This is a genomic window from Streptomyces sp. Z26 (genome assembly GCF_003665095.1).
GTDB classification, from domain to species: domain Bacteria; phylum Actinomycetota; class Actinomycetes; order Streptomycetales; family Streptomycetaceae; genus Streptomyces; species Streptomyces phytohabitans.
In genome coordinates, this window is sequence record NZ_RCHV01000002.1 from 2,985,883 (window position 1) to 3,012,548 (window position 26,666).

Annotated in this window: 21 protein-coding genes and 2 tRNA genes; 17 read left to right on the forward strand and 6 right to left on the reverse strand. The window is 74.0% G+C overall.

Features of this window, described 5'->3' with window-relative positions:
* Positions 1–61: 61 nt before the first annotated feature.
* The 3 genes from purL to purS are packed head-to-tail and all read right to left on the reverse strand — an operon-like array spanning position 62 to position 3,344.
* Positions 62–2,314: a phosphoribosylformylglycinamidine synthase subunit PurL gene (gene purL / locus D7M15_RS13245; RefSeq protein ID WP_121517692.1), complete on the reverse strand. Its 2,253-nt coding sequence runs from the start codon at positions 2,312–2,314 to the stop codon at positions 62–64.
* A gap of 23 nt (positions 2,315–2,337) precedes the next feature.
* Positions 2,338–3,069 (reverse strand): phosphoribosylformylglycinamidine synthase subunit PurQ, encoded by a 732-nt coding sequence (purQ, locus tag D7M15_RS13250; RefSeq protein WP_121517693.1) that lies wholly within the window; start codon positions 3,067–3,069, stop codon positions 2,338–2,340.
* Positions 3,066–3,344 (reverse strand): phosphoribosylformylglycinamidine synthase subunit PurS, encoded by a 279-nt coding sequence (gene purS, locus D7M15_RS13255; protein ID WP_121517694.1) that lies wholly within the window; start codon positions 3,342–3,344, stop codon positions 3,066–3,068. Before purS ends, purQ begins: the two co-directional genes overlap by 4 nt.
* Before the next feature lie 303 nt (positions 3,345–3,647).
* On the opposite strand from purS, the gene D7M15_RS13260 reads away from it, so the two are divergent.
* The 14 genes from D7M15_RS13260 to D7M15_RS13325 all read left to right on the forward strand — a co-directional run bounded on the left by D7M15_RS13260 (position 3,648) and on the right by D7M15_RS13325 (position 18,225).
* Positions 3,648–3,965 carry an Lsr2 family protein gene (locus D7M15_RS13260; RefSeq protein WP_121517695.1) on the forward strand — a complete coding sequence of 106 codons (318 nt, stop codon included), beginning with the start codon at positions 3,648–3,650 and terminating at the stop codon, positions 3,963–3,965.
* Positions 3,966–4,043: 78 nt separating this feature from the next.
* A tRNA-Gly gene (locus tag D7M15_RS13265) sits at positions 4,044–4,115 on the forward strand.
* 72 nt (positions 4,116–4,187) lie between these two features.
* Positions 4,188–4,260 (forward strand) — tRNA-Gly (locus D7M15_RS13270).
* Between the two features lie 177 nt (positions 4,261–4,437).
* On the forward strand, positions 4,438–5,418 hold the full coding sequence (locus D7M15_RS13275) for an ABC transporter ATP-binding protein (RefSeq protein WP_121517696.1): 981 nt from the start codon (positions 4,438–4,440) through the stop codon (positions 5,416–5,418).
* Complete coding sequence (locus tag D7M15_RS13280) at positions 5,415–6,254, forward strand: ABC transporter permease (protein WP_165906249.1); 840 nt, start codon at positions 5,415–5,417, stop codon at positions 6,252–6,254. Before D7M15_RS13275 ends, D7M15_RS13280 begins: the two co-directional genes overlap by 4 nt.
* 175 nt (positions 6,255–6,429) lie before the next feature.
* Positions 6,430–7,938: a histidine kinase gene (locus D7M15_RS29395; RefSeq protein WP_276314453.1), complete on the forward strand. Its 1,509-nt coding sequence runs from the start codon at positions 6,430–6,432 to the stop codon at positions 7,936–7,938.
* An 83-nt stretch (positions 7,939–8,021) separates the two neighbouring features.
* Positions 8,022–8,624, forward strand: a complete 603-nt coding sequence (locus tag D7M15_RS13290) for a response regulator transcription factor (protein ID WP_346428832.1) — start codon at positions 8,022–8,024, stop codon at positions 8,622–8,624.
* Positions 8,625–8,688: 64 nt separating this feature from the next.
* The gene (gene purD, locus D7M15_RS13295) at positions 8,689–10,029 is read left to right on the forward strand and encodes a phosphoribosylamine--glycine ligase (RefSeq protein ID WP_121517699.1); all 1,341 of its coding nucleotides are present in this window, start codon (positions 8,689–8,691) and stop codon (positions 10,027–10,029) included.
* Between the two features lie 415 nt (positions 10,030–10,444).
* Positions 10,445–12,589: a hypothetical protein gene (locus D7M15_RS13300; protein WP_121517700.1), complete on the forward strand. Its 2,145-nt coding sequence runs from the start codon at positions 10,445–10,447 to the stop codon at positions 12,587–12,589.
* Positions 12,590–12,886: 297 nt separating this feature from the next.
* The gene (locus D7M15_RS13305; protein ID WP_121517701.1) at positions 12,887–14,485 is read left to right on the forward strand and encodes a N,N-dimethylformamidase beta subunit family domain-containing protein; all 1,599 of its coding nucleotides are present in this window, start codon (positions 12,887–12,889) and stop codon (positions 14,483–14,485) included.
* Positions 14,486–14,685: 200 nt separating this feature from the next.
* Positions 14,686–15,645: a phosphoribosylaminoimidazolesuccinocarboxamide synthase gene (locus tag D7M15_RS13310; RefSeq protein WP_121517702.1), complete on the forward strand. Its 960-nt coding sequence runs from the start codon at positions 14,686–14,688 to the stop codon at positions 15,643–15,645.
* A gap of 444 nt (positions 15,646–16,089) precedes the next feature.
* Positions 16,090–16,845 carry an SLATT domain-containing protein gene (locus tag D7M15_RS13315; protein WP_240649637.1) on the forward strand — a complete coding sequence of 252 codons (756 nt, stop codon included), beginning with the start codon at positions 16,090–16,092 and terminating at the stop codon, positions 16,843–16,845.
* Between the two features lie 74 nt (positions 16,846–16,919).
* Positions 16,920–17,462 carry a DUF4440 domain-containing protein gene (locus D7M15_RS13320; RefSeq protein ID WP_346428803.1) on the forward strand — a complete coding sequence of 181 codons (543 nt, stop codon included), beginning with the start codon at positions 16,920–16,922 and terminating at the stop codon, positions 17,460–17,462.
* A 49-nt stretch (positions 17,463–17,511) separates the two neighbouring features.
* Positions 17,512–18,225: an SDR family NAD(P)-dependent oxidoreductase gene (locus tag D7M15_RS13325; RefSeq protein WP_121517704.1), complete on the forward strand. Its 714-nt coding sequence runs from the start codon at positions 17,512–17,514 to the stop codon at positions 18,223–18,225.
* A 229-nt stretch (positions 18,226–18,454) separates the two neighbouring features.
* Here the strand turns inward: D7M15_RS13325 and D7M15_RS13330 are convergent, their stop codons facing one another.
* The 3 genes from D7M15_RS13330 to D7M15_RS13340 form a co-directional block, all read right to left on the reverse strand.
* The gene (locus tag D7M15_RS13330; protein ID WP_121517705.1) at positions 18,455–19,105 is read right to left on the reverse strand and encodes a hypothetical protein; all 651 of its coding nucleotides are present in this window, start codon (positions 19,103–19,105) and stop codon (positions 18,455–18,457) included.
* A gap of 196 nt (positions 19,106–19,301) precedes the next feature.
* Positions 19,302–19,970, reverse strand: a complete 669-nt coding sequence (locus D7M15_RS13335) for a GntR family transcriptional regulator (RefSeq protein ID WP_206337363.1) — start codon at positions 19,968–19,970, stop codon at positions 19,302–19,304.
* Complete coding sequence (locus tag D7M15_RS13340) at positions 19,967–21,415, reverse strand: aspartate aminotransferase family protein (RefSeq protein ID WP_121517706.1); 1,449 nt, start codon at positions 21,413–21,415, stop codon at positions 19,967–19,969. Before D7M15_RS13340 ends, D7M15_RS13335 begins: the two co-directional genes overlap by 4 nt.
* Before the next feature lie 420 nt (positions 21,416–21,835).
* Between D7M15_RS13340 and D7M15_RS13345 the strand changes: the two genes are divergently transcribed.
* The 3 genes from D7M15_RS13345 to D7M15_RS13355 all read left to right on the forward strand — a co-directional run bounded on the left by D7M15_RS13345 (position 21,836) and on the right by D7M15_RS13355 (position 26,618).
* Positions 21,836–22,333 (forward strand): MarR family transcriptional regulator, encoded by a 498-nt coding sequence (locus D7M15_RS13345; protein WP_121520734.1) that lies wholly within the window; start codon positions 21,836–21,838, stop codon positions 22,331–22,333.
* A 72-nt stretch (positions 22,334–22,405) separates the two neighbouring features.
* Positions 22,406–24,469 (forward strand): serine/threonine-protein kinase, encoded by a 2,064-nt coding sequence (locus D7M15_RS13350; protein ID WP_121517707.1) that lies wholly within the window; start codon positions 22,406–22,408, stop codon positions 24,467–24,469.
* A gap of 250 nt (positions 24,470–24,719) precedes the next feature.
* Positions 24,720–26,618, forward strand: a complete 1,899-nt coding sequence (locus D7M15_RS13355; RefSeq protein ID WP_121517708.1) for a DUF4328 domain-containing protein — start codon at positions 24,720–24,722, stop codon at positions 26,616–26,618.
* The last annotated feature ends 48 nt before the right edge of the window (positions 26,619–26,666 follow it).

Consider the following 26,666-nt stretch of genomic DNA (forward strand, 5'->3'; position numbering starts at 1 on the left):
ACGCGACCCGCGCCCGTACGCACGCCTACCGCGTCCGTACGTGCGCCACCGCGTCCGTGGCCTACGCCAGCAGCTCCGGGATCGTCCGCTCGTGCGTCCGGCGCAGCTCCGCCAGCGGGATCGTGAACTGGCCCTGGACCTCGACCGCGTCCCCGTCCACCACGCCGATACGCGTCGCCGGGAGTCCCCGGGCGCCGCACATGTCGTTGAACCGGACCTCCTCGCTCCGCGGGATCGCCACCAGCGCGCGCCCCTGCGACTCCGAGAACAGGAAGACGAACGGGTCCATGCCGTCCGGCACCACGATCCGCGCCCCGCGCCCGCCCTTCAGGCAGGACTCGGTGAGCGCCTGGATCAGCCCGCCGTCGCTCAGGTCGTGCGCCGCGTCGGCCATCCCGTCCCGGGAGGCGGCGACGAGGACCTCACCGAGCAGCCGCTCCCGTTCCAGGTCGACGGCCGGCGGACGCCCGCCCAGGTGCCCGTGCGCCACCTGCGACCAGGCGGAGCCGCCCAGTTCCTCGCGGGTGTCGCCCAGCAGGTAGACGAGGTGGCCCTCGTCCGCGAAGGCCATGGGCGTACGCCGCGCCACGTCGTCGATGACGCCGAGCACCCCGACGACGGGCGTGGGGTGGACGGCGACGTCGCCGGTCTGGTTGTAGAGGGAGACGTTCCCGCCGGTGACCGGCGTGCCCAGCGTCCGGCACGCGTCCGCGAGCCCCCGGCACGCCTCCGCGAACTGCCACATGGCGGCCGGGTCCTCCGGCGAACCGAAGTTGAGGCAGTCGGTCACGGCGAGCGGCCGGGCACCCGTGGTGGCGACGTTGCGGTACGACTCGGCGAGCGCCAACTGCGCGCCCGCGTACGGGTCGAGCTTGGCGTAACGCCCGTTGCCGTCCGTGGCGAGGGCGACGCCGAGGCCGGTCTCCGCGTCGATGCGGATCATCCCGCCGTCCTCGGGCTGGGCCAGGACGGTGTCACCGAGGACGTAACGGTCGTACTGGTCGGTGATCCACGACTTGTCGGCCTGGTTCGGGGAGCCGACCAACGCCAGTACGGCGGCGCGCAGTTCGTCCCCGTCCGCCGGGCGGGGCAGCCGCGCCGGGTCGTCGGCCTGGAGCGCGTCCTGCCAGTCGGGGCGCGCGTACGGGCGCTGGAGCACCGGCCCGTCGTGCGCGACGGTGCGCGGGGGCACGTCCACGATCTGCTCGCCGTGCCAGAAGATGCCCAGCCGGTCGCCGTCGGTCACCTCACCGATGACGGTGGCGGTGACGTCCCACTTCTCGCAGATCGCGAGGAAGCGTTCCACCTTCTCCGGCTCCACGACGGCGCACATGCGCTCCTGCGACTCGCTCATCAGGATCTCCTCGGGGGAGAGCGACGAGTCGCGCAGCGGTACGGAGTCCAGCTCGACGCGCATGCCGCCGGAGCCGTTGGACGCCAACTCCGAGGTGGCGCAGGACAGTCCGGCCGCGCCGAGGTCCTGGATGCCGACGACGAGCCGCTCCTGGAACGCCTCCAGGGTGCACTCGATGAGGAGCTTCTCCTGGAACGGGTCCCCGACCTGGACCGCCGGGCGCTTGCTCGGCTTCGTGTCGTCGAACGTCTCGGAGGCGAGGATCGACGCGCCGCCGATGCCGTCGCCGCCGGTGCGGGCGCCGTACAGCACCACCTTGTTGCCGGTGCCGGACGCCTTCGCGAGGTGGATGTCCTCGTGCCGCATGACGCCCACGCAGAGGGCGTTGACCAGCGGGTTGCCCTGGTAGCAGGAGTCGAAGACGACCTCGCCGCCGATGTTGGGCAGGCCGAGGCAGTTGCCGTAGCCGCCGATGCCGGAGACGACGCCGGGCAGCACCCGGCGGGTGTCGGGGTGGTCGGCCGCGCCGAAGCGGAGCGGGTCCATCACGGCGACCGGCCGGGCGCCCATCGCGATGATGTCGCGCACGATGCCGCCGATGCCGGTGGCGGCGCCCTGGTGGGGCTCCACGTACGAGGGGTGGTTGTGCGACTCGACCTTGAAGGTGACGGCGTAGCCCTGGCCGACGTCCACGACGCCCGCCTGCTCGCCGATGCCGACGAGCATCGCGTCGGACTGCGGGGCCTTCTCGCTGAACTGCTTGAGGTGCACCTTGCTCGACTTGTACGAGCAGTGCTCCGACCACATCACCGAGTACATGGCCAGCTCGGCGCCGGTGGGACGGCGGCCGAGGATCTCGCGGATGCGGCCGTACTCGTCCTCCTTCAGGCCGAGTTCGGCCCACGGCAGCTGCGTGTCGGGGGTCTGCTCCGCGTGCTTGACGGTGTCCAGGCTGTGCATGACGGTTCGTTCGCTCCGCTCGCTCACGACGCGGCGACCAGGGACTTGAGCGCCGAGGTGAAGAAGCCGAGGCCCTCGGTGGTCGGGCCGGTCAGCGCCTCGACGGCGTGTTCGGGGTGGGGCATGAGGCCGACGACGTTCCCGGCCTCATTGGTGATTCCGGCGATGTCACGGCGGGAGCCGTTCGGGTTCCGGCCGACGTATCGGAGAACGACCCGGCCTTCGGCCTCCAGCGCGTCGAGCGTGTGCTCCGACGCGACAAATCCGCCCTCGTTGTTCTTGAGCGGGACGGTGATCTCCTGACCCTCCGTGTAATCCCCGGTCCAGGCCGTGTTCGCGTTCTCGATACGGAGTCGCTGATCGCGGCAGACGAAGTGGAGATGGTCGTTACGGGTCAGCGCCCCGGGCAGCAAGTGGGATTCGCAGAGCACCTGGAAACCGTTGCAGATCCCGAGCACCGGCATTCCCAGCCGGGCCTGCTCGACGACCGTCCCCATCACCGGCGAGAAACGGGCGATGGCGCCGCAGCGCAGATAGTCGCCGTACGAGAATCCGCCGGGCAGGACGACCGCGTCGACCTGCCGGATGTCCTTGTCGCGGTGCCAGAGGGCGACCGGCTCGCCGCCCGCGAGGCGGATCGCGCGCTGGGCGTCCCGGTCGTCGAGGGAGCCGGGGAAGGTGACGACGCCGATGCGGCCGAGGCCGGAGCCGCCGCCCGTACCCGCGTCGCCGCCCGCGCCCGTACCGACGCTCACGCCACGGCTCCCGCGTCCGGCGCCGGGTCGGGCTCGGCTGCGCGGACGGTGAAGTCCTCGATCACGGTGTTGGCGAGGAAGGTCTCGGCCATCTCTCGGACTCGGGCGAGGACCGCGTCGTCGACGGGGCCCTCCACTTCCAGTTCGAAGCGCTTGCCCTGACGGACGTCGGTGATTCCCTCGAAGCCCAGCCGGGGCAGCGCACGCTGGACGGCCTGTCCCTGGGGGTCGAGGATCTCCGGCTTCAGCATGACGTCGACTACGACGCGAGGCACGGGTACTCCCGGTGAGGTGGGTGCAGCTTGGTACGGGCAGCGTACCCGGCGGCAGGATCTACGCGGGTAGATATCCGACCCCCGGCAACGTGCGACTCGCTCGCACTGGGAAAACGGCGAAGGAAAAAGTAGGGTCACTGGTACGGCATGACACGCGAGCGGAATTCTCCCCGCCCGCAAAGGAATGCCCGCCACTCGTACAAGAATAGGCATTGATCCCAATCAACCGGATCGCCGACTTCCCGCACGTCATCGGACGGCCGGAAGACTTCTCCGGCGATCCATACCGAAGGGCCGATATCCGTGGCGCAGCGCGTAGTGGTCACACTCTCGGACGACGTCGACGGCGGCGAGGCGGCGGAGACGGTGGCATTCGGCATCGACGGGAAGTCGTACGAGATCGACCTCAGCGCCGCGAACGCGGAGAAACTGCGGGGCGCGCTCGAACCCTTCGTGGAAGCGGGCCGCAAGCGGTCCAAGTCGGGCAAGACGTACCACCGCACCTCCGTCGCCCCCGACCCCCGCGCCGTACGCGCCTGGGCGGAGTCGAACGGCTTCAAGGTGCCGCCGCGGGGGCGCATCCCGAAGAAGGTCTACGAGGCGTTCGGCGAAGCCGGCTGAGTCAACTTGCCAGCACCCCGGGGTGGTCCGCTAGAGTTCAGCACACGCCGCGAGGGAAGCGAAAAACCTCCGGAGCGCGCGGGTGTAGCTCAGTAGTAGAGCGCCCCCTTTCCAAGGGGGAGGCGCAGTGTGCGATCCCTGTCACCCGCTCTCCACTCGTCCGATCCCTGGGATCGGATAGAGTGGCAGCCGCGCCACTCGGTGAAAGCCGGGTGGAGGCGTGCGGACGTAGCTCAGCTGGTAGAGCGCAACCTTGCCAAGGTTGAGGTCGCGAGTTCGAACCTCGTCGTCCGCTCAGCGAAGGAAGGGCCCGGTCGGGAACGACCGGGCCCTTCTCGTGCGTTCACCTTCCGTACGCCCTTCTCCGCCTCTCTCCCCCGTGGCCGGACGCCCCCGGCCGCATGACGTTTGTCATCCGCGCTCGTGACACGGCGCACTGCCACCCCGGCGCCCCGCCCCCGAGTCTGGACGCATGGACGTGATCGAGGCCGTGGACGTGCGCCGGCGGTACGGGACGGGGTGCGAGGCCGTGCGCGGCGTCTCGTTCGCCGTGCGCGAAGGGGAGGTGTACGCGCTGCTCGGCGCGCACGGCGCGGGCAAGACGTCCACCGTCGAGCTGCTGGAGGGGCTCGCCAGACCGAGCGGCGGCCGGGTGCGGGTGCTCGGCCTGGACCCGCGCGCCGAGCGGGCGCGCGTCCGGCCGCGTACGGGCGTGCTGCTCCAGGACGGCGGCCTCGCCGCGGAGTTGACCGTGGCCGAGACGCTGCGGATGGGCGCGGGCTGCGTGAGCAGACCCCGCGCGACGGACGAGCTGCTGGAGCGCGTCGGGCTGGCCGGGCCCCGGGCGGACGTCCGGGTGAAGCTGCTCTCCGGCGCCGAACGGCGGCGGTTGGAGCTGGCGTTGGCGCTCGTCGGGCGGCCGGAGGTGCTGTTCCTGGACGAGCCGACGGCCGGTACGGACGCGGAGGGGCGGCGCGAGATCTGGCGGCTGGTGCGGGAGTCGCGCGCGGCGGGCACGACGGTGCTGCTCACGACGCACCACCTGGCGGAGGCCGAGGAGCTGGCCGACCGCCTCGCGATCATGCGCGGCGGTCGGATCGCCGCCGCCGGTACGCCGGAGGAGGTCACGGCAGCCCGCCCGTCCCGTATCCGCTTCACGCTGCCGGACGGGGTGGCACCGGCCCATCTGCCGCTGTCCGTACCGGCCGCCGTGGACGGGCGGCGGGTCGAGATCCGTACGGAGCGGATGCAGGAGGCGTTGACGGAGATCCTGCTGTGGGCCCGCGCGTTGGACGTCACGCTGGACGGACTGGACGCGCGGGCGGCCTCGTTGGAGGAGGCGTTCCTGGACCTGGTGTACGCGGGGGCGGCGGACGATCGCGACGGCGAGGGGTGGCCGGGACGTACGGGGTACGGCGGCGGGCACGGGAACGGGCCGGGGGTGTCGGCGTGAGGCCCGTCGCAGCGGGGGCCGACGGGGACGCGGCGGCCGGGTTCGCGGCGGGCGGTACGGGCCGGGGCCGCGCCGCCGCGGTCACGGACCGGACGCTGTCGCTCGCCCGCGCCGAACTGACCCTGCTCCTGCGGAACCGCACCGCCCTCTTCCTCACCTTCGCGGTCCCCGGCCTCTTCACCGTGGCCGCCCGGGGCGCCGTCGCGGATCTGGACCTGTCGGGCACGGGGCTGTCCACCGGGACGGTGCTGGTGCCCGCGTCGTTCGGCTTCGTGCTGCTGCTCGCCGTGTACGCGACGCTGGTCCTCACCTACACCGCGCGCCGCGAGGAGCGGGTCCTCCAGCGGTTGCGCGCCGGGGAGCCGGGCGCCGCCGAGATCCTGCTCGGCGCCGCCCTGCCCGCGCTCGCCCTCGCGGTGGCGCAGACGGCGCTGCTGGCCGTGGCCGGGACGGCCGCGTTCCACCTGGCCGCGCCCGCCGCGCCCGTACTCCTCGCCGCCGGGCTGCTGTCCGGCCTGGCACTGACGGCGGTCGCCGCGGCCGTCACCTCGACGGTGACCCGCTCGGCGGAGTCGGCGCAGGTGACGGCGTTGCCGCTGGTGCTGGTGTCGTTCGTGGGCTCGGAGGTGTTCGTACCGCTCGACGGCTGGTCGGCCACCGCGCGCGAGGTGTGCGCGTGGCTGCCGATGAGCCCGGTCATGGAGCTGCTGCGCGGCGGTTGGACGGGCGACCTCGGCGCGGGCGGCGCGGTACGGGCGCTGGCCGTGGCCTGGGCCTGGACGGCGCTGGCGGCGTGGACCGTACGGGCGGGCTTCCGGTGGGAGCCGCGGCGGTGAGGCGTACGGCGGGCGGACCCGTGGCGGGCGGGCGTACGGCCGTCGGACCTGGAGCGGGCGGGCGTACGACGCCGGGGCGCGGAGCGGGCGGGCGCGCCCCCGGCGGGCGTACGGTCGCCGCGCGGGGCGGTCGCGCGGCGGGGCGGGACGGACGGCACGGGAAGGGAGCGCGCGCATGATCGACTGGGCGCAGGCGAAACAGCGGGGCTGGCAGGCGCGCAGCAGTCACGCGCAGGTCGAGAAGACCATCTGGTGGTCGCTGGGCGGACTGCCCTGGATCATGTACGTCGCGGGGACGCCGCAGCTGCTGCCGCGGATCGCCGCGGAGCCGCTGCCCCGGGTGCTGGCCTGGTCGCTCGTGGCGCTGACGGCGGTGACGTGCGCGGTCGGCGTACGCGCGCTGCGGCAGGCGCTGGAGTGCTACCTCGGCGCCGCGCCCTTCCCGCGCACCAGCGTCCTCGTGCTGACCGCGGGCACGACGGTGACGGTCGCGCTGCTCACGGCCCTCGTCGCCGTCGACGGGATCACCAACATGGGCGCGGTCGCCGCCATGTCGTTCGTCACGGTGACGCCCCTCCTCGGACCGCTGGCGCTGCTGCTCCCGCCGCGCCGGGCCGTACTCGGCTCCGTGGCGCTCTCGGTGGTGCTGCTGGGCCTGTTCGGCGCGGTCGGCACACCCTGGAGGGCGCTGCTGGTGACCGCGGCGCTGCTGACGTTCAGCGGCGTCGTCGTCCTGAGCACGGCACGCATGTCCGGCTGGCACCTGACCGTGATGCGGGAACTGGACGAGGCCCGCGACGTGCAGGCCCGGCTCGCCGTCGCCGAGGAGCGCCTCCGCTTCGGCCGCGACCTGCACGACGTGATGGGCCGCAACATGTCGGTGATCGCGCTCAAGAGCGAGCTGGCCGTACGCCTCGCGCGGCGCGGCGCCGACTCCGCCGCCGACCAGATGGTCGAGGTGCAGCGGATCGCGCGCGACTCGCAGCGCGAGATCCAGGACGTGGTGCGCGGCTACCGCGAGGCCGACCTCTTCACCGAACTCGCGGGCGCCCGCAGCATCCTGCGCGCGGCGGGCATCGACTGCCGTACGGAGGTGGGGCGTACGGGCGCCGGAGGCGTCGGCAGCGGCGGCCGCCGTACGGGCGTCGGGGCGCGGGACGGCGGCGTGGCCGGGGCGGAGGAGCTGCCCGCGCCGGTGCGTTCGGCGCTGGGCTGGGTCGTCCGCGAGGGCACGACGAACGTGCTCCGGCACGCGAACGCGTCCCACTGCGTGGTCCGGCTGCGGCTGACCGGGGAGGGGGCCGGTACGGCGGTGCTGACCATGGAGAACGACGGCGTCGGTGACGACCGTACGGGCGGGAGCGGTGCGGGCGGGGTCGGCGCGGGCGGTGCGGTGCCCGGCGGGTCCGGGCTGGCGGGGCTGCGCGAACGCCTCGCGGAGCTGGGCGGCACGCTGAGCACGGAGCGGGTGGGTGACGGTAACGCCTACCGGCTGACGGCGTGCGTACCGCTGGCGGGGCCGGGCGGTGCGGTGGGTACGGCGGACGGTGCGGCGGTCGCGGGCGGTGCGGTCGGAACGGGCAGGGGTACGGCGCCGGGGGACGACGCCTCGTACGACAGCGGCGGCCACGACGGAGGAACGAGCGGCGGCGGCCGACCGTTCCAGCGAGGAGAGGCACGATGACGCAGCACCACGGGAGCGGACACACGGAGCCGGCCACGGCCGACGGGCACGGCGCGGCGGGCGACGGCACCCCGGCGCCCCCCATCCGCGTGCTGCTCGCCGACGACGAGCACCTGATCCGGGGCGCGCTCGCCGCCCTGCTGGCCCTGGAGGACGACCTCGCCGTCGTCACCGAGGCCGCCTCCGGCCCGGAGGCGTTGGCCATGGCGCGGGCGCACGAGCCGGACGTCGCGGTCCTCGACCTCCAGATGCCGGGCGCCGACGGGGTGGCCGTCGCGACCGCGCTCCGCGGCGAACTGCCGGGCTGCGCCGTCATGATCGTCACCGGCCACGGCCGCCCCGGCCACCTCAAGCGCGCGCTGGAGGCGGGCGTGCGGGGCTTCGTACCGAAGACGGCGTCCGCGCAGCGCCTGGCGGAGATCATCCGTACGGTGCACGCGGGCGGCCGCCACATCGACCCGGAACTCGCCGCCGACGCCATCAGCTCCGGCGACTCGCCGCTCACCGCCCGCGAGGCGGAACTGCTCGAACTGGCCGCGGACGGCGCCCCGGTGGCGGAGATCGCGGAACGGGCGTCGCTCGCCCCGGGGACCGTACGGAACTACCTCTCCTCCGCCGCCGCGAAGCTCAACGCGGAGAACCGGCACGCCGCCGTACGGCTGGCCCGCGAACGCGGCTGGCTGTGAGGGCGGGGCCGGCGGGCGTGACGTCCGGGGCGGCGGCCACGGGCACGCCCGTTAGGCTGCTCCCGTGAAGGTCCTCGTCATCGGCGGCGGCGCCCGCGAACACGCCCTGTGCCGCTCCCTCTCCCTCGACCCCGACGTCACCGCGCTCCACTGCGCCCCCGGCAACGCCGGGATCGCGGAGGTCGCGACGCTCCACCAGGTCGACGTGCTGGACGGGGACGCCGTCGCCGCGCTGGCCGCCGAGGTCGGCGCCGGACTCGTGGTCGTCGGCCCCGAGGCACCGCTGGTCGCCGGGGTGGCGGACACCGTACGCGCGCACGGCGTCGCCGTCTTCGGGCCGTCCGCGGAGGCGGCGCGGCTGGAAGGCTCCAAGGCGTTCGCCAAGGAGGTCATGGCCGCCGCCGGTGTGCCCACGGCCCGTTCCTACGTCTGCGTGGACGACGCCGAGGTCGACGCCGCCCTCGACGCCTTCGGCCCCCCGTACGTGGTGAAGGACGACGGCCTCGCCGCGGGCAAGGGCGTCGTCGTGACCGACGACGTCGAGGCGGCCCGCGCGCACGCGCGGCAGTGCGCGAGCGTGGTGATCGAGGAGTTCCTCGACGGGCCGGAGGTGTCGCTGTTCGCGGTGACCGACGGCGAGCACGTCGTACCGCTCCAGCCCGCCCAGGACTTCAAGCGCGCCCACGACGGCGACGAGGGGCCGAACACCGGCGGCATGGGCGCGTACTCGCCGCTGCCCTGGGCCGACCCCAAGCTGGTCGACGAGATCGAGCAGACGGTCCTCCAGCCGACGGTCGACGAACTGCGGCGCCGTGGCACCCCGTTCTCCGGCCTGCTGTACGCGGGGCTGGCGATCACGTCGCGCGGGGTGCGGGTGATCGAGTTCAACGCGCGCTTCGGCGACCCGGAGACCCAGGCCGTACTGGCGCGGCTGCGCACCCCCCTCGGCGGCCTGCTGCACGCGTCGGCCACCGGCACGCTGGCCGGATTCCCACCCCTGCGGTGGCACGACGGCGCCGCGGTGACGGTGGTCGTCGCCGCGCACGCCTACCCCGGAACGCCCCGTACCGGCGACCCCGTCGAGGGGTTGGACGAGGTGCTGGCGGAGGACGGGCCGAAGGCGTACGTCCTGCACGCGGGCACGCGGCGGGACGCGGACGGCCGTACGGTCAGCGCGGGCGGGCGCGTGCTGTCGGTGACCGCGACCGGCGCCGACCTGGCGAAGGCGCGGGCGCGGGCGTACGCGGCGGTGGCGCGCGTACGGCTGGACGGGTCGCACCACCGGACGGACATCGCGGAGTGGGCGGCGGCCGACGCGGCGGAACGGGCCGCGGCGGAGCCGGACTCCGGCACGGGCGGTCCGGCGGGGACGGGCCCCGGGGTGGGGACCGCGCCGCTGCGGTGACGGGCGGCGCGCGTACGCGGGCGTACGGGCGGGCCCGTCGGTACGGCGGGGCGCGGGCGTACGGGCGGGCCGCGCGTGGGGCGGTCGCCCTAACAGGTACGGGGTTCAGTCGGCACGGTTTTCGGTCAGGCACGCGGGGTGGACATACCCCCGCACAAGGGGCACTCGCACCAACCCCCTCTGACGCAACATCTCTCCCCAAAGCCATTCCATCGAGTGACGGCTGACGGACCGGCTGACTGCCGTGCGAGGCCCAACTATGGTTCCCCGCAAGCCTTGAGCAGCCGATCCGGCCCGTCAACCGACTGGCCCTCCGCACATTGCGCTGTCGGTCCGTGATGCCACAGTGGGGAACGTCGCGGTAATCGACAGACCGTTCCCATGTCTCCCACGTCGCTCCGGGGGTGAGCAGTTCGTGCCAGGGCAGCAGGAGAACACCCCCACGGCGCGCGGCCACGCGCTCGCCGTGCTGCGCGTCCGCGGCACGGTGCTCGGCATCGCGCTGCTGCCGGCCGCGTTCGCCGTCATCCTTCTCGCGGGCGGCTCCACCGGGCAGTTGGGCGGCGCGTGGGACGGGCTCCGCTGGGCGGTCTGCGCCGTCGCGGTGGTGACGCTCGCGGTCGCCGCCGGTGTCGCCACCGTCATCGCGCGGGCCCGGCCCGCGGTCACGCCCACGGTGCCGGTCGCGCAGTCGGCGGCGCCCGAGCTGTACGCGCTGGTGCGCGACCTCGCGCGGCGCCTCGACGTGCCCGCGCCGTCGGCGATCGCGCTGACACCGGACTGCGACAGCTGGCTGGAGGACCGTACGCACCGGGCGCACGCCGGGGCGGACGGGCGCGGCGGCGTGAGCCGGAGCGGTACGGACACGGACGCCGGTGGCACGGGCCCCGGCGGCACCGGCCCCGGCGGTCGGCTGGCCGACCGCGTGCGCCGACGCGTACGCCGTGGGGCGGCCGAGCCCGAGGCGCCCGTACTGGTCATCGGCTCACCGTTCCTGTGGTGGATGCGGGTCGCGGAACTGCGCGCGCTGCTGGCCCCCGTGGTCGCGGGCACGGGACCCTCCGCGCACCCCGACATAGCGGCGGCCCGGCGCTGCGTCCGCAGCCTCGACGCCGCGGTGGCCGCCGCCGACCACGCGCGCGCGACGGCCGGCCGACCGGACGGCGGACCGGGCACGGTGCGCGGCGCGGTGCTCCGGTTCGCGGGCTGGATCGCGCGGCAGATGCTCCGTTCCTGCGGACCGCACACGGCCGAGATGGAACGGGGCGTGGCCGCCGCCGCGGCGGACCGCGCGAAGAGCACCGACAGGAGACTGCGGACGACCGCGCAGGAGCAGGTCGGGCTCGCGTACGCGGGCTGGGACCGGCTGTTGACCCGGGTGGCGCTGCCCGCCTGGCGCACCGGCCGCTGGCCCTCGCGGCTGGACGCCGGTGTGGTCTCGGCGCTGACCGAGCTGTCCCGGCGCGACCGCCTCGCCGAGGACTTCTCGGCCCGCCTGGGCGAGCGTCCCGCGTGTGACCTGCTGGAGGAGCCCGGCAGCATGGACGAGTCGATCTCGCTCCTCGCCGCGCGGCTGTTCCACGGGGAGCCACGGAGCCACGGCGCGGAGGGGGGCGGCTGGGCGCCGGTGGACTGGGCGCAGTATCCGGAGGAGGTCGTCGACCGCGTGTGGCGGACCGAGGCGTCCCGGCTGTTCGACGCCCTGGACGCCTACGAGGCGTCCGACGCGGACGACGCCACCGGCAGCACGGCTGGCACGGGCAGCACGGGCAACACGGGCAACACGGGCCTCGGCGCCACCACGGGGGCCGACAGTTCCGACGGTCCCGGGGGCAGCACCGGCATCGGCGCCGTGAGCACCACGGGCACCAATGGCGGTTCCCGCGCGTCGGGTTCCCCGCGTGCGGACGGCGCGTACGCCCCGGGCGGGCGGATACGCGGCGCGGAAGCGCCCCCGTACGGCGCGACGCTCGCCCGGGTCATGGACCGGCTCACGCGCCCCGGCGCGGACGGCTGCGGGGACGCGGGCGGCCCCGGCACGCACGGACCGGACGGCGTCGGCGGTGCGGGGGACGGCGCGTTCACCCCGGACGGCACGGACGAGCCGGACGACTCGTACGAGCCGGACGACTCGTACGACGACGGCGACACCGGCCTCGGCGGCCCCGGCGAGGCGCTCGCCGCGCGGGTCGGCGCGGCGGCCGCGCGCGAGGAGCTGGCGCGCGGCGCGGTGCCGGGCGCGGGAAGCGCGGCCGACCCGGCGCAGCCCCTCGACGGCCTGCCGCAGCCCATGGGTCTCCCGCTCCAACCGCCACGCAGCGGCCGCGAGTTGCTCGTCGAGCACGTCACCGCGGCGGTGTGCTGCGCCGCCGTCGACAACGCCGGCGCGGCTCCCGGCCTGGACTGGCTGGACGGGCCCGTGCTGCTCGTCGGCGACGAGCGGGCGGCGGATCTCACCCGGCCGGTTCTCGCCCTCGTCGAGGACGGCGATCCGCGCCCCCTGCGGGGCTGGCTCGCCAGCGCGGGCGTGCGACCCGACAAGCCCGTACGCCTGGTCTGACCGCCCGCGCGCACCGGCCCGCGCGGCGGCCGTACGGACCGTTCCCGGCCAGCTCGGACGGCTCCCGGCCGCGCCCCGTACGCGCCCGTACGCGTGCGCCGTCCCCCTTCCCCGGCCCGGCGCGGGGCACCCCGGCGGCGCCGGGCCGATGCCGTACGCGCCCAACTGCCGTACGCGCGAGGGCCACTCGGCACAGGGCGGGCACTCCAGCCATTTTCGCGACGAACGGTGACGGACCGCTCGCTTTATGTGATGTGCTGGTTCCGTGAACACGGGGGATCCGGAGGGGAGCTGGACGTGGGGACGCAGCAGAGCGGCCGTTGGGAGTCCGGCGCACTCGCGCACGCCGTCACCGATCCGTTCGGGCAGGGCCCGGTGCCCTGGCTGCGCGGCAGCGAGCACTACTTCGAGGACGGCCGCGTCGTCCCCTGGTACGTCGACCTGGCCTCCGGCCACCCCGTCGCCACCGGCCACGCCGCTCCCCCGGGGACCACTTCGGGCGGCACGCACCTCCGAGGCCTCGACGGCGCCCCCGCACCCGGCCCGCGCGAGGCGCACGCCCCCGACGGCGCGCGCCTCGTCCCGGCCCAGCGCGCCGTACGCGGCGGCCCCCGCACCTCCGACGACGTGCACTGCCAGATCAAGGGCTTCGCGTCCGCCGACGGCGGGGTCCTGCCGGGCGGCTCCATCGACTTCCGGGTGACGGTGAACCCGCCCCAGCCGTTCAGCGTCGACGTGTACCGCATCGGCCACTACGGCGGCGAGGGCGCCACCAAGATCACCACCAGCCCGCGCCTCTCCGGCATCGTGCAACCGGAGCCGCTGGCCGCCGAACGCACCGTCTCCTGCCACCACTGGTGGCTGTCGTGGCGGCTCCAGATCCCGGACTACTGGTCGACGGGCGCGCACGTCGCGGTGCTGACGACGGCGGACGGACACCGTTCCCACGTACCGTTCACCGTTCGCGACCGCGATCCGGCCGATCTGCTCCTGCTGCTGCCGGACATCACCTGGCAGGCATACAACCTCTTCCCGGAGGACGGCCGTACGGGCGCCAGCCTCTACCACGCGTGGGACGGCGAGGGCCGCCTCCTCGGCGAGGAGGACGCCGCCGTCACCGTCTCGTTCGACCGCCCGTACGCGGGCGCGGGACTCCCGTTGCACGTCGGGCACGCGTACGACTTCATCCGCTGGGCCGAGCGCTACGGCTACGACCTCGCGTACGCCGACACCCGCGACCTGCACGCCGGTCGCGTCGACCCCTCCCGCTACCGCGGTCTGGTCTTCCCCGGGCACGACGAGTACTGGTCGGCGTCGATGCGCACGGCCGTGGAGAAGGCGCGGGACGGCGGTACGGCGCTGGTGTTCCTCTCCGCGAACACCATGTACTGGCAGGTGGAGTTGGGCCCACTGGCCAACGGCGCCCCCGACCGCCTGCTCAGCTGCCGCAAGCGGCGCGGCGGCGGCCGGTCGGCGCTCTGGCGCGACCAGGGCGAGCCGGAGCAGCAGTTGCTGGGCATCCAGTACACGGGCCAGGTGCCGGAGCCGCACCCGCTCGTCGTGCGGAACGCGGACCACTGGCTGTGGGACGCGACCGGCGCGGCCGAGGGCGACGAGCTGCCGGGGCTGGTGGCGGGCGAGGCGGACCGGTACTTCCCGCGTACGCCGTTGCCGCCGCACACGGATCGCATCCTGCTCGCCCACTCCCCGTACCGCACCCACGCGGGCACCCGGCGACACCAGGAGACGTCGCTGTACCGCGCGGCGAGCGGCGCCCTCGTCTTCGCCTCCGGCACCTTCGCCTGGTCGCCGGCGCTGGACCGGCCGGGGCACACGGACGCCCGGGTGCAGCGGGCCACGGCGAACCTGCTGGACCGCATCTGCAAACGTGACTGAGCGGGCGGTGGGCCCCCACGGGCACGTCACAGGCGTGCGCGGGGCGCGTACGGACCGTACGGCGGCCGCTCCGCGCACCCTGGCGCGCTCGCCCCGTACGCATCAAGGACAATGCAGGTGTCCGCGTGCAGGAGTCCGCGGCAGGGCCGCCGGGCGGACGTCCGCGCGCGGGGCCCGCGTGCAGCCGATGGGAGAGCGCCGTGTCCGGATTCGTCGACAAGCCCGAGCCCGTACAGGTGCCCGGCCTGGTGCACGTGCACACCGGCAAGGTGCGCGACCTGTACCGGAACGAGGCGGGCGAGCTGGTCATGGTCGCCAGCGACCGGATCTCCGCGTACGACTGGGTGCTCCCCACCGTCATCCCCGACAAGGGCCGCATCCTGACGCAGCTGTCGCAGTGGTGGTTCGAGCAGCTGGCCGACCTGGTGCCGCACCACGTGCTCTCCACCGAGCCGCCGCCCGGCGCGCCCGCCGACTGGGCGGGCCGTACGGTCGTCTGCCGCCCGCTGCGGATGCTCCCCGTCGAGTGCGTGGCGCGCGGCTACCTGACCGGTTCCGGGCTGGCGGAGTACGAGCAGACGCGCACGGTCTGCGGGCTCGCGCTCCCCGAGGGCCTGGTGGACGGGTCCGAGCTGCCCGCGCCGATCTTCACCCCGGCCACGAAGGCGGAGGTCGGGGAGCACGACGAGAACGTCGCGTACGAGCATGTCGCCCGGCAGGTCGGTGCCGAAGTCGCCGCCCGGCTGCGGCAGTTGACGCTCGACGTCTACGATCGGGGCCGGGTCCTCGCCCGCGACCGCGGGATCATCCTGGCCGACACGAAGTTCGAGTTCGGCTTCGCGGCGGCGGGCGGGAGCACGGACGCGACGGCGGAGGGGCTCGCGGACGGGACCGCGGACGGCGGCGGGCAGCTGGTCCTCGGCGACGAGGTCCTGACACCCGACTCGTCCCGCTTCTGGCTCGTGGACGACTGGGAACCGGGCCGCGCGCAGGCGTCGTTCGACAAGCAGTACGTACGCGACTGGCTGTCGGGGCCCGAGTCCGGCTGGGACCGCCGTTCCGAGCAGCCGCCGCCGGAGCTGCCCGCGCACGTCGTCGAGCGGACCCGGCAGAAGTACACGGAGGCGTACCGGCTGCTGATCGGTACCCCCTTCGAGTGAGGGTTCCGGAACACCGGAACCACGGTCAGCGCCCCGCAGGGGGCGGAAATCACGTACCGTGCCTTCGCCGCCCCGGGCTGCTGGCGGTAAAACGTACGGGCGCGACGGAGGGCGTACGTGCGCGACGAGGCAGCGCGGCAGGCACCCGCGGAAGCGGTGCGGCAGACGCCGACGGACACGGCCGGAGCGGGGGACGCGGGCACCGCGTCCGGTGCGACCGGCGCGCGGGCCGCGGCGGGCGGGACGAAGGGGGCGCCGGGCACCGCGGGAGCGGTGGACGGCGCGGACGGCGCGGCTGCCACGGGCGGCGCGCGGGCGACAAGCGCGACGGGTGCCGCGGAAGCGGCGACGGGTGCGGCGAAGGGGGCGGCGGCCGGGTCCGGAGGACCGACCGTACGGCCGGAGGCAGGAAGTACGGCCGGTGGCCGGAAGTGGAGTTGGCGGGTGAGTCAGCCGGAGATGCGGCCCGAGGAGACCGCACGACAGAGTGCGGTGAAGCGTGACAGGCGGCGGGGTGACCTGCTGGGCAGGGCCTTCCCGGGTGGGGACTGGGAGGAACCGGCGGAGCGCCTCGACGAGTTGTACCAGTGGGTCGAGCAGGGCGCGCTCGGCGTCGTCGACTGGTACTTGGCGGATCGGCGCTGGAAGCGCCGGGCGGCGCGCACGCTGCGCTTCGGTACGGCGGTCGGGCTGACGGCGGGGGCGACGCTGCCGCTGCTGGAGCTGACGGACACGTTCGGCAACGACCTCGCCCCGTGGGGCTTCGTGGCGCTGCTGGGCGCGGCCGCGTGCGCCGGGTGCGACCGCTGGTTCGGGCTGACCTCGGGCTGGATGCGGTCGGTGGCGACGGCGCAGGCGGTGCAACGGCGCCTGGAGACCCTCCAGTACGACTGGGCCACGGAGAGCATCCGCGAGGTGCTCGGCCCGACCGAGGGCACCGCGAGCGAGGCCGCCGAGCGCTGCCTCGGGGTGCTGCGGCGCTTCGCGGAGGACGTCACGGAGATCGTGCGGGCCGAGACCGTGGACTGGATAGTGGAGTTCCGTACGTCCCCGGCGGCGCTGCGGGCGCCGTCCGGTGGGAGCGGCAGCGGCGGGGCCGGCGGCCGTACGGACGGCGGGCCGATCACCCGCTTCCCGCTGCTGCCCGGGACGAACCGGCCGAACATGCCGCGTCAGCGGCCGCCGGACGGGTCGCGGTGACGGCGTAGGTCCGGGCTCGGCGGGCCTGTGGGGCACGTCGGGCATCGGGCACACGTCGGGCGGGAGCGGGAACGGTGCGCGAGGGCATGCGGGAGCGGGGCCGGGAGCAGGTACGGGCGGCAGTCGAGGGCGAGTTGCGGCTGCTCGATCCGGCGGTCCGCGCCTCCGCACGGCTGGTACGGGAGCTGCTGGACCCGGAGTTCACGGAGTTCGGCGCGTCCGGGCGGTGCTGGGACCGCGACTCGGTGACGGCGGCCCTCGCGCTGGAGTCGTCCGGGGAGGCCGGGCCCGGTGGCGGGCCCGGCGATGAGGCCGGGCCCGGCGGTCCGGCGGGGCCGATCACCGCGACGGAGCTGGTGGGCACCCTGCTCGCCCCCGACATCGTCCACCTGACCTACGTCTCGGAACGGAACGGCCGCCGCGTACGCCGCAGTTCCCTCTGGCGGCACCGTACGGGCGCGGGCTGGCGGCTGTACTTCCACCAGGGCACGCCCACCGACCCGGCGGACCCGGGCCCGGCACGCCCGGCGGCGGCCCCCGCCACGGCCGCTGGGGCCGCCGCGGGCCCGCCCACGGCGGACGGGACGCGGGGCACGGCGGACGGGACCACCCCGTAGCGCGCCGGGACTTGCCTTGGAGCGCACTCCAGTACCTAGCGTGCCGCCCATGACCGCACCCCATGTCACTCTGATCACCGGCGGCTCCGGCGGGATCGGTGCCGCGACCGCGCGGCAGCTGCTCCGGCAGGGCCGCAAGGTCGCCGTCACCGGGCGGGACGGCGACCGGCTGAAGGCGTTCGCGCAGAGCGTCGCCGGTGAACTCGGCAGCGAGCACGACCTGTTGACCCTCGTGGGCCACGCGGCCGACGAGGACGCGGTGGAGTCCGCCGTGGCCACCACCGTCGAGTGGTTCGGACGGCTGGACGCCGTCGTCGCCAACGCGGGCTTCGCCGACCCGGACAACCTCGGCGGCGACGACACGTCGGGCTGGCGCGAGATGGTGCTGACGAACGTGCTCGGGCCAGCGCTGCTCATCAGGGCCGCACTGCCCGCGTTGAAGCGCACGGGCGGGCGGATCGTGCTCGTGGGCAGCGTCGCGGGCCTCGTCCACACGCCGGGCAACCTCTACGGCGCCACCAAGTGGGCCGTGACCGGGATCGCCGAGAACACCCGGCTGATGGTCACGGGCGACGGCGTCGGCGTCACGCTCGTCGCCCCCGGCCGGACGGACACCGGTTTCTGGGACGTCGTCGGCCAGGCGCCGGAGGGGCGGTTGTTGACGGCGGATCAGGTCGCGGACTCCTTGACCTGGGCCGTCAACCAGCCCAGCGGCGTCGACGTGAACACCGTCGTGATCCGCCCCCTCGGCCAGCCGGTCTGAGCAACGCACGGCGCCCGACCCGGCGGGGGCCCACGTCCCGTACCCCCGCGCGCCGCTCGGTACGACCATGCGGGGTGCGCGCGAGGTACGGGCGCGGGGGTGCGGGCGTGGAGTGCGATGCGGCGTGCGGTACGTCGTGAACGGCACGGACCGCACCCGCCCCGACGGTCCTCGCCGGGGCGAGGACCGGGCGGCACCCACGTATGGGCGGTGTCCGGGCGGACAGCGCCTAGCTGAAGATGATCATCGAGCCCTGTGCCAGGCTGCGCGTCGCGGCGGCGTGCAGGCCGAGCCACACGTGCCGTTCACGGGCGAACAGGCTGTCGCCGTACGCGATCGGCGCCGCGGGTTCCTCCAGCTCCGTGGGTCGCGACGGCGGCTCCGGCGGAGGCGGCGGGTTGGCCGGGTCGATCCCCAGGAAGGGCGCGACGGCGTGGAGTTCCCGCAGGAGTCCCTGCGCGGAGCCCAACGGGCCGCCGCCTTCCAGAAGTTCGTCGTTGGACAGGGGGGCGGCGAAGTCGATGGGCACGTACGCCCCCGCGTGGTCGTAGTGCCAGACCAGATGTGACTGCTGCGCGGTCGACTCGAACATCTCCAGCAGCTGCTCGTAGTCGCCGCCCAGGGCGTCCACCGGCGTGACCTCCAGACCGCACAGCTGGAGCAGGTGTGCGCGGCGCAGCAGGTGCAGCGCGTCGTAGTCGAAGCCCGCGACCGGGGCCACGTCGCCGGAGAGCCCGGCGACGTAGCCGTAGACCGGCACCGGGGGGAGGCCCGCCTCGGCCAGCGCGCGGTCGTAGCTCGCGATCTCCTCAGCGAACGGGTTGTCAGGGCTGTGGCACAGCACGTCGACCAGGGGGACCAGCCAGAGATCACAGGCCAAGGGGTGCTCCAATGCACGACGGTCGTCGGCGCAGCCTAGTGCTGCACACAGGACAGTTGCAGTCTGCATGCGGTCACATACGGACTGGAACAGCTTGTTCACCCAGGTTCGCAGACACGCAGGAGTGTCCTACGGACAGCGACGACCGGGAACGGGCCGGACACGACCAGAACGAATCAGATCACGCCAGATCCGTTCAAGAGCGTTCCGTGAGCTTCTGGACGAGCGTCACCGAGTGCGCGTTGTACTCGGCGACGATCCGCTCCGCGTTCGCCTTGTCGTGCCGTTCGACCGCGACCAGCAACTCCCGGTGCCCCGACCACAGCTGTCCGGCCAGTCGCTCCTCGCGGCGCAGGTACGGCACGGCGAACGCCCAGCACTGGACGCGTATGCGGTCCAGGAAATCGGTGATGTAGCGGTTCCCGACGATGCCTCCCAACTCCCGCCAGTACCTCAGGTCGTAGCCGATCAGCACGTCCAGCTCACCGGCCAACGCGGCCCGTTCCGCCGCCTCCGCGCGACGCCGCACGGAGGCGAGTGCCGCGGCGTCCGGCGCGCGCGGGCGGCCCTGCCGTCCGGCGGCCCGCCGCAGCACGCCGTCCACCACCAGCGTGCGCGCCTCGACCATCGACCGGAAGTCGTCCAACGTGAACTCGTGCACGCGGAAGCCCCGATGCTGCTCCACCTCCAGCAGCCCCTGCGCGGCGAGATCGACGAGCGCCTCGCGTACGGGCGTCGCGGACACGCCGTACTGCTCGGCGATCTCCTTGACCGTGAAGTCGCGGCCGGTCGGCAGCCGCCCGGCCAGGATCTCGTCACGCAGTGCGACGGCGATCTGCGCGCGCAGGGTGCTGCGCCGGATCACAGCACGCGCCCCGCTGCCCCGGCCGCACCGGCCGTCGTGTGGGCGTCGGCGGCGTTCAGCGCCTCGTCGAGGGCGGCCAGGCCGTCCTTCGCCTCGGCCTCGGTGACGGTGCAGGCCGGGACGACGTGCGTACGGTTCATGTTGACGAACGGCCACAGCCCCTGCTTCTTGCAGGCCGCCGCGAACTCGGCCATGGGCTGGTTGTCCGCGCCCGTGGCGTTGTAGGGGACGAGCGGCTCGCGCGTCTCCCGGTCGCGGACCAGGTCCAGCGCCCAGAACACACCGGCGCCCCGCACCTCACCGATCGACGGGTGACGCTCGGCCAACTCCCGCAGCCCCGGGCCGAGGACGTCCGCACCGATACGGGCGGCGTTCTCGACGATGCCCTCCTCCGCCATGGTGTTGATCGTGGCGACGGCGGACGCGCAGGCGAGCGGGTGCCCGGAGTACGTGAGACCGCCCGGGTACGGGCGCTGGTCGAAGGTCGCGGCGATGGCACCGGAGATGGCGACGCCGCCCAGCGGCACGTAACCGGAGTTGACGCCCTTGGCGAAGGTCAGCAGGTCCGGCGTGACGTCGAACAGGTCGGCGGCGAACCACGTGCCCGTACGCCCGAATCCCGCCATCACCTCGTCGAGGACGAAGACGATGCCGTACCGGTCGCAGATCGCGCGGACGCCCGCGAGATAACCGGCCGGGGGCATCAGCACACCGGCCGTGCCGACGATCGTCTCCAGGATGATCGCGGCGATCGACTGCGGCCCCTCGAAGAGGATCGTCTCCTCCAGGTGCGCGAGCGCGCGCTCGCACTCCTCCGCCTCCGTGGTCGCGTGGAAGTGCGAGCGGTAGAGGAACGGGCCCCAGAACCGCACGACTCCGGCGGTGCCGGTGTCGGACGCCCAACGGCGCGGGTCACCGGTGAGGTTGATCGCGGCGGCGGTGGCGCCATGGTACGAGCGGTAGGCCGACATGACCTTCGGGCGCCCCGTGTGCACCCGGGCCATCCGCACGGCGTGCTCGACGGCCTCGGCCCCGGCGTTGGTGAAGAAGATCTTGTCGAGGTCACCGGGGGTGCGCTCGGCGATCAGCCGGGCGGCCTCGGCGCGCACGTCGACGGCGAAGCCCGGCGCGAGCGTGCACAGGCGGCCCGCCTGCTCCTGGATCGCGGCGACGACCTTGGGGTGCTGGTGGCCGATGTTGGTGTTGACGAGCTGGGAGGAGAAGTCCAGGAAGCGGTTGCCGTCGTAGTCCCAGAAGTACGAACCCTCGGCACCGGCGATCGGCAGCGGGTCGATCAGGCCCTGCGCCGACCAGGAGTGGAAGACGTGCGCGCGGTCCGCGGCGTGCACCGCCGCCTTGGCGGCCGGGTCCGGCTGGAACTGCGCGAACCGCTGGCCCGGCGCGGCTGCCGACCCGGACTGCGACGGGGTGTTGTTGCTGGTCATGGCTCTCATCTCTTCATTCGAACCGCGCCCCCGGAACGGTGGACGCCGACACCCCAGCCTAGAGAGCGGCCCGTGCGCACGTCTGCGCCGTGGGCCCAGGTGTGGGGATTGCATGGATCACCATAGACCATTGACAGCAGGCTGTCCAATTGACAGAATGCTGTCGTAGGGTCCAGAATCGGCAGGGCGGCACGCGAAACCCGGTCGCGAGGGCGACGCGGCGGGGTCGGAGCGGACGAAGAGGGTCGCGACGGCACAGGGCAGGGCGGCCCGGGAAGCGAGTACGGGGACGGGAGCGCGGCATGGACCGGTGGAGCGGGTGACGGGCGAGACCAGCCACGGAAGGAAGGAGAGCGGGTTGACGGACGAGGTGGTGACGGCGTGAGCGACGAGGCGGACGGGGCCGTGGCCGCGACGCCCCTGGAGCAGGCGTTGCAGCGGTTGCTCAGCGACTCGGCACTGACGGCTTTCCGGCTCAACGGCCAGTACCTGTCGGCGACCGAACGGCTGGCGCGGCCGGCGGGGCTGACGGCCGCCTGGTGGCAGGTGCTGGGCGCGGTGCTGGCGGAGCCGCTGCCGGTCGCCGGGGTGGCGCGCGCGCTGGGCACCACACGGCAGAGCGTGCAGCGGATCGCGGACCTGCTCGTGGAACGCGGCCTGGCGACGTACGAGCCCAACCCCGCCCACCGCAGGGCCAAGCTCGTCACACCGACCGCGGCGGGCCGGGAGGCGATCGCCCGGATCACCCCCGGGTACACCGAGTTCGCGGCCCGGCTCGCGGACGAGCTGGGCGGGGAGGCGGAGTTCGCGGAGGTGCTGGCGGCACAGGAACGACTGACGGCGGCGCTGGAGGCACTGGAGAGAAGGGAGGCAGCCGGAGAGGAGGACGTGGAGACTGCCATCGGGCGTGGCGGATAACGGATCAGCGACGGACTGTCCGACCCCCCTCACGAGCACATACGCTCCGTGTCGGGGAAGGGGACGAACTGTATGGAAAAGCTTGAGGCCAAGGACCCGCGGCGGATCGGCGGTTACCGGCTGATCGGGAGACTCGGCGCGGGCGGTATGGGCCAGGTCTATCTCGCCCGCAGCGACCGGGGCCGCACGGTCGCGGTGAAGCTGGTGCGGGACGAGCTGACCCAACAGGAGGAGTTCCGGGCCCGTTTCCGGCAGGAGGTGCGGGCCGCACGGCAGGTGGGGGGTGCGTGGACCGCCCCGGTGCTGGACGCCGACACGGAGGCCGAGACTCCGTGGGTGGCGACCGGGTACATCGCGGGCCCCTCTCTCCAGAGGGTCGTCGGTGACAGCAAGAGGCCCCTGCCCGAACGGTCCGTCAGGCTACTGGCGACCGGTCTCATCCGCGCGCTCCAGGCCGTACACGCGGCGGGGATCGTGCACCGTGACCTCAAGCCCTCCAACGTCCTGATCACCATCGACGGCCCCCGCGTCATCGACTTCGGCATAGCGCGCGCACTGGAGGCGACCGCTGCGGACGGCGGTCTCACCCAGACCGGTTCGATCGTGGGCACGCCAGGGTTCCTCTCCCCCGAGCAGGTCCGCGGCGAACGGATCACACCCGCCAGCGACATCTTCAGCCTCGGGTCGGTGCTGGCGTACGCGGCGACGGCGCATCTCCCGTTCGGGGGCGCGAACAGCGGCGTGCACGCCATCCTCTACCGGGTCGCCCAGGAGGAAGCGGACCTGGAGGGGCTGCCGGACGGGCTGCGCGAGCTGGTCACCGGCTGCCTCGCGAAGGACCCGGCCGAACGCCCCACGCTGGAGCAGCTGTTGGAGCGCATGGAGGACCCGGAGGTCGCGCCAGACGCCTTGGACGGGCCCGACGAACCGTGGCTGCCCGGCTGGCTCATCGCCCAACTCGGGCGGCACGCGACCGAGTTGCTGGAGGCGGAGTCGCCGAGCGGTGACACGGACGGCCGCGGCGCGCAGCTCGCCCTGCCGCCCGCACCCGCGGGTGCGGGCACCGGCGCGGGCGCGTCGGCGCCACCCGGCGGTGCGAGCGCGGGGGCCGACGGCGCGGGAGCGCCGTCCGGCGAGCGGCCCGCAGCGGGCGCTGTCGCTGGCGCGGCCGGTGCGTCTGGCGGTGCGGGAGCCGCGGGCAGCGCGCCCGACGCCGCCCCGCCGCCTGCGGGCGCGCCCGCAGGCGGGACCCCGGCCGGATCGGCGGCCGTACCGGCGGGGGTGCAGGACCCGAACGACCCGCCGACCCTGCACGGCATGCCGACCACGGTGAGCGGGCGCAGTCCCGTACCACCGCCGCCACCCGTTCAGACGCCCCGACCCGGCCACTCGTCCCCCTCAGCGCACCCGTCCCACTCGGCACAGCCCTCCGGCTCCGGGCATCCGTCCTCCTCCCCCCACCTCTCCTCCCACCAGTCCCACCCCTCCCACTCCCACCCCTCCCACCTCGCCGTGACGCCGCCGCCAGGGGCCTATCCGTCGGCGGGTTACGGCGCGTACCAGCCGCCGTACGGTTCGCCGCAGGGGTCCGCGCGGGGGCGTTCCGGTACGTCGGTGGCGATCGGCGTCCTCGTCGCGCTGCTGCTGGTGGTGAGCGGGGTGGCGGCCTACTCGATGTTCGGCGGTTCCGACGACAAGAACGACAGCGCGCAGAACGGTTCGGGGAGGCGGGGTGACGACAACTCGTCGAAGGCGGACACCGACGTCGACGACTCGTCCGACCCGGCCGATTCGCAGACCGGCGACAGGATCCCGTCCGAGATGGTCGGGATGTGGCGGCGTTCGTTCGGGACCGGCGAGGCCAACGTCTTCCGACTGCGGCTCCAGCAGGGGAAACCGGGGGAGACGGTGGTGACGATCACGGGTGACGGGCCCACGTACAGCTGCGAGTTCCAGGCGGACCTCACCTCGTACGGTCCGCCCGTGCGGCTGGGCCCCTCGCGCGTCACCCACAAGTCGGCGGAGGAGGACTGTGCGGAGGGCCCCAGCACCGAGTTGGAGCTGACCGAGGACGGCATGCTGCGCCGGACGTTCGCGGACGGACGCGAGCCGCAGATCTTCGCACCAGCCGGATAGCCGCACCGACCGGGACGCCGACGCGAGCCGACAGAACGGCGGACGAGCGGGACGGCAGAAGAGAGGCACGGCGGTCGGGCGGGAGGACGGGCAAGCGGGGCGACGGGCGTGCGGGACATGGCCGTGACGGCGGCCCGGCGGCAGGCAAAGCGGCTGGTAACGGAACCGAATCGGGATGACGGTCCGTCCCTTCGGAGGACGGGACGCACCTATCCTCGTCCCAGCGGCACACGGGGGAAGGGCAACGCAGATGGAGCGGCTGGAGACCGGAGATCCGCGCTGGATCGGCGGTTACCGCCTGCTGGGCAGGCTGGGCGAGGGCGGCATGGGCCGCGTCTATCTGGCGCGCAGCGAGCGCGGCCGTACGGTCGCGGTCAAGGCCGTCCGTAGCGAGCTGGCCCGACAGCCGGACTTCCGCCGCCGTTTCGCGCAGGAGATCACCGCGGCCCAGCGTGTCGGCGCGACCTGGACCGCCCCCGTGCTGGACGCCGACACGGAGGCCACCGAGCCGTGGGTCGCCACGGGTTACATCGCGGGCCCCTCCCTCACCGAGGTCGTCGACCGGGACTACGGCCCGCTGCCGGACCACTCCGTACGGGCCCTGGCGACCGGCCTGGTCAAGGCGTTGACGGCGATCCACGCCGCGGGCCTGGTCCACCGCGACCTGAAGCCGTCCAACGTGCTGATCACCATCGACGGCCCCCGCGTCATCGACTTCGGCATCGCCCGCGCGCTGGACGCCACCGTGCAGTCGTCCGGCGGCCTCACCCGCACCGGGGCGGTCATCGGTTCGCCGGGCTTCATGTCGCCGGAGCAGGTGCGTGGCGAGACGGTGACGACGGCGGCCGACGTGTTCTGCCTGGGCGCGGTGTTGGCGTACGCGGCGACGGGGCGCATGCCGTTCGGTACGGCCGACAGCGGGGTGCACGCGCTGCTGTTCCGTATCGCGGAGGAGGAGCCGGACCTGGGTGGCCTGTCCGGCCCTCTGTACGAGCTGATCACCGCGTGCCTCGCCAAGTCCCCTGCGCAGCGGCCGACGTTGGAACAGCTGACGGCGCGTACGGACGGGCAGATAACCGGCACCTGGCTGCCCGGCGAGGTGCTGGCGCAGTTGGGACGTCATGCCGTGCAGCTGCTCGACAGCGAGGACCCGGAGGCGCAGGCCGCGACCGCGGCGGGCCCGCTCGGGTTCCCGGGCGGCACGGGGAACGGCGACGGCAACGCGAACGGAAGCGGAAGCGGAACGGGAAGCGGCGCGGGGAACGGTACCGGCGGCGCGCCCGCCACCCCGCCGCCCTCCTCCCCGTACCACTCGGCGTACCACTCCCCGCCCCCGCCCTCGCACGGCGTGCCCGCGACGCCGTCCTCCTACCAGCCGGGCCCCTACGGCTATCCGCAGCGGCCCTGGCCGGGCCAATCCGGCGTCGCCCCGACCGGCTACCAGCCGGTCAACGCCTACGGCGGCCGACCCGGCGCGGGCGGCCCCCGCGTCCAGTCCCCGCGTTCGTTGGCGACGCCCACCTGGGCGCTGCTGGCGGTGACGCTGGTCTGGATGGTGGCCCACTTCTTCTACGTGGCCCACATCGACAGCACCCTCGACGACCTCCCCACCACGTACTCCCCCAGGGACCACTCGGACTTCAGCGGCATGCGGAACGTCAGCCAGCTGCTGGACGCGCTCGGCCTGGTGATCATCCTGCCGACGGCGCTGCTGTGGGTGCTGTGGTTCGGGCGGCTGCGGACGAACGCGGAGGCGTTCGCGCCGGGGCGGCTGCGTTACGAGCCGGGGCTGGCGTACGGCGTCTGGTTCATCCCCGTCTGCAACTTCTTCATGCCGAAGCAGATCGCCAACGACATCTGGAGCGCGTCCCGGCCGGTACCGCCGGGCGCCTGGTACGGCGGCGGGAAGGCACCGGCGCAGCGCGGGCTGCTCAACGGCTGGTGGTGCACGTGGGTGGGGTGGTTCTTCCTGTCGTTCCTGGGGTCGTGGGAGAACTGGTACGACGACCCCACCGTCGAGGGCGCGGGCGAGACGCTGTCCGTCGCGATCCTCGGTGACCTCCTCGGCATCGCCTGCGGCATCCTCGCGATCCTGCTGGTGCTGCGGCTCACGAGGTTGCAGGACGACCGCATCGCCGGTCGCGTCTGACGGCCGCCGCCCCCACCGCGTATCCCCACAGCCGTACCACCGCACGCC